At 40.1% G+C, this 3,528-nt stretch carries 5 protein-coding genes; all 5 read left to right on the top strand.

All coding sequences use genetic code 11. From position 1 onward, the window contains the following. The first annotated feature begins 161 nt into the window (after nt 1–161). Nucleotides 162–710, top strand: a complete 549-nt coding sequence (locus tag AC1DUA_RS29120; protein ID WP_477503078.1) for a hypothetical protein — start codon at nt 162–164, stop codon at nt 708–710. Between the two features lie 30 nt (nt 711–740). Then, nucleotides 741–1,427: a response regulator transcription factor gene (locus AC1DUA_RS29115; RefSeq protein ID WP_477503077.1), complete on the top strand. Its 687-nt coding sequence runs from the start codon at nt 741–743 to the stop codon at nt 1,425–1,427. Beyond that, nucleotides 1,424–2,737: a sensor histidine kinase gene (locus tag AC1DUA_RS29110; protein ID WP_477503076.1), complete on the top strand. Its 1,314-nt coding sequence runs from the start codon at nt 1,424–1,426 to the stop codon at nt 2,735–2,737. The genes AC1DUA_RS29115 and AC1DUA_RS29110 overlap by 4 nt, the downstream gene beginning before the upstream one ends. Before the next feature lie 89 nt (nt 2,738–2,826). Continuing rightward, the gene (locus AC1DUA_RS29105) at nt 2,827–3,252 is read left to right on the top strand and encodes an FMN-binding protein (protein WP_477503075.1); all 426 of its coding nucleotides are present in this window, start codon (nt 2,827–2,829) and stop codon (nt 3,250–3,252) included. Nucleotides 3,253–3,344: 92 nt separating this feature from the next. Beyond that, a partial coding sequence (locus tag AC1DUA_RS29100; RefSeq protein WP_477503074.1) for an FAD:protein FMN transferase occupies nt 3,345–3,528 on the top strand: 184 nt, incomplete at its 3' end.

Genomic DNA, 3,528 nt, shown 5'->3' with positions numbered 1-3,528 from the left:
GCTATAAAACACATTGACCATGCATCATATGCATTAGGGAAATACTCTGTTCAGTTTCTTTACGTACATTCATATGGATTTCATCGATTTTTGCTTTTCATTTCATTTTCAGAAAGATAGGGTATATTACAACTATTCATAATGAAGGTGGAGGAATTAAGATGGGTGCTCAGCAAAATCAAGAAGTAAAACAGTCATGGATTCCTAAGAAAGAACGCTTGTGGGTATTTGGTGCGATGGCAGTGTCCACAATCTATGTCATATGGCAGCTTTGGAGTCTGTTTCATTTACCATCAACAACAGTACACAATCGTAGTTTTGAGCATACCTACAAGGATTATGGCTCTAATGCCCGAATAGCTTTATTCGTAGTGTTAGCTAATTACGTTTTAGCATTTCTAATAAAACAGCGGATTTGGACGAAGTTAGCTGATCTGAAAAAAGGGTTGGTTATGCTGCTTCGTATCGCCAAAAAATTCCATGCTGCAATAGCCATTCTTGCTATTGCGCTTATTACACTCCATGCGGTTGCCGTTTTTATGTATGGTTTTAAATGGGATTTCAACAACATTAGCGGACTTCTTGCACTAATCGTCCTGTTACCTGTACCGATATCGGGTTTATTCCGTTACAGAAGACTCGATAAGAAATGGCATCTAAGATGTGGACTAGCTTTTGCTGTGTTATTTTTGATTCATGCATTTTTATAGCAGTTAAACGGAGGAAGTTGGTGGTAAGCTATGCATATCTTACTGGTTGAGGATGATRTGAAGCTTGGCGAGTTGATTCAATATAAGCTTAAAAAGCAACTGTACCAAGTGGAATGGGCATTAGATGCGGAGGATGCATTGGATTTAATGGAAAGAGCCACCTTCGATATTTATATATTGGACTGGATGATTCCACACAAAACCGGTATTGAACTATGTAAAGAAATTCGAATGAAGAAGAATAGGACACCTATCCTTATGCTAACGGCAAGAGATTCCGTTACTGACCGCGTTCACGGATTAAATGCAGGTGCAGATGATTATTTGGTGAAGCCATTTGATTTTGAGGAGTTGATTGCTCGCCTTCATGCTTTATATCGTAGAAAAGAAACGAACTGGGAAACGGATACTAAAATATTTGGAAATACACTTGTCATTGACCATAGTACATTTGAAGTGAGTAGAAACGGGGTTTTGATTCCCCTTTCGCGCCGCGAATTTCAATTGTTGTCTTTTATGTCACAGCATCCAAAACAAATTTTAAGTAGAGAGCAGTTGAGTGACCGCGTATGGGGCATAGATGCAGAAATTACACTCAATACAGTCGATGCCACCATTAAACTACTGCGAAAGAAGCTGGACGATCCATTTTCAGATAAAATAATACAAAATGTACGTGGACTTGGTTACCGCTTGGTTGTAGAAGGGGGAGAATGATGTTCGAGCGAACAAGAAAGCAACTGACGATATTCTTCGGCAGTATCCTTGGCGTTGTTATCATTCTTATTACTGCTTTTTTTTATCTGATTCTACAGGAAACTCTTCAACATAATGAAATTCAGAAAATAGAAGATCTCAAGATTAAAATGTCGCAGCAGTGGGAGCATCGCATAGAGGAGCAAACTAAGGGAAAACGTCCAATTGACCATGAATCCAAGAATGTTGAGTGGATATTCCTACTTTCAGACGAATTAATTGTTTGGGTTGGTCCAGATCAGAAAACCCAGATTTCTCCTAGTCGATACTCAGAAATGTCCAATCAGCTCTTAGATTGGTCACAACAAAACGAATTGAAAAGTGAGCACGGTGAACGCTTCAATGTGGATGTAAACGGGAAACGGCAAGCCTTCCTGGTTAGCTCTCAAATTTTGAATGACGCTGGCGGCGTATACTGGATGGCTATAGACATATCCTCAAATGAAGCACTCCTGCGAACAATCAGGCTAATCCTAATGCTTTCTACTATTGTTTTATTATCGATTGCGATCTGGTTGGCTTATTTCTTTGCTGGCAAAGCCATGATCCCGATTAAAAAATCCTATGCTCGCCAGGTTGAGTTCACAACGAATGCATCTCATGAGCTAAGGACACCGCTGAGTGTTATTCATTCATCGGTAGAATTACTGGAGGAGTGCAAGGATACGTTGCCCGAGTTTGAGCAGCATATCCTGGATAGTTTACAGGATGAAGTGAAAAGGATGATCCGGCTTGTAGAGTCATTACTAACCTTAGCCCGAAGCGATTCGAAATCTATAAAAATAAAGATGGATAAGGTTGATTTAGTTCARGTATCTCATCAAATGTATCAGGCGATACAACCTCTTGCACTCGTGAAAGGAATTAATTTAAAGTTGGATGCACCCCTACTCGAACATGAGCTCACATTCATTCATGGGAACATAGATCAAATAAAACAATTAGTATATATCTTACTTGATAATGCGATTAAGTATACACCACCTGGAGGACAAGTGACGATTTCATATCGCACGACACAAAGCGGCAGAACAATGTTACAAATAGCTGATACAGGTATTGGCATACCCAAAGAAGAGCTCGCGCGCATTTTCGAGCGTTTCTATAGAGTGGACAAAGCACGTTCACGAGAATTGGGTGGTGCAGGATTAGGTCTTTCTATTGCTGCAGACATCTTAAGCAGTCACCGCGCTTATATTCATGTTACGAGTGAAGAAGGGAAAGGAAGTACATTCGAAATTGAATTCCAGTCCGAGCGGATTTCAGTTTAATTTCATTTACTTGATGTATCATTAATGAAGTAGATGATAGGTGAAGCAGGATACCACAAGTACTTCTTGCGTAAGTTGGAGGAATGAAAATGGCCAAAATGGATAAAAAATGGGTTATGCTTTGTACTACAGCCATTGGGGTTATCTATAGTGCTGGATATATAACTACAGAGACGCAAGCTACTCTATCGCAACCACAGCAGCAAATACAAACCGATACTCATGCAGTCAGCAGCCAGGTCAAAAGTCAATATAAGAATGGCACCTTCGAGGGAAGTGGAAGTAATCGACGTGGTTCTATTGGAGTAAAGGTGACCCTTACAAATGATAAAATAACCGACGTCGAAATCAGTCACTTTGCCATGCATTATTCCGAAAAAGATGTTGTCGGATTACCTGAAGAGGTTATACAAAAGCAAAGTGCTCAAGTACAGAATGTTTCAGGCGCAACGTACAGTACTCAAGCATTTCAAGATGCAATTCAGGATGCACTTACGCAAGCGCGGAATGTGTAATGGTTCATATTGTGAAAAAGTCCAAGTTATTTATGGATACTGTCGTTGAAATAAAGGTCGTTAGCTCCCTTCCAGTGACTGAGGTCGAATCTGTGATCGAGCATGCATTTGAAGCATTTCGGAAAGTAGAACAATCGTGCAGTCGATTCACTCCTGATAGTGAATTAATGAAAGCCTGCAAACAAGTTCGTACCCATGTTCAAATCAGTTCTTGGTTATTTGAACCCTTGAAATTTGCCTTGGAAATGGCGGAATCTACGCAAGGGATCTTTGACC

The sequence above is a fragment of the Paenibacillus sp. 01T422 genome (assembly GCF_056398785.1).
Note: the sequence above shows the minus strand (reverse complement) of the source record. Positions and strands in the feature narration are given on the sequence as shown.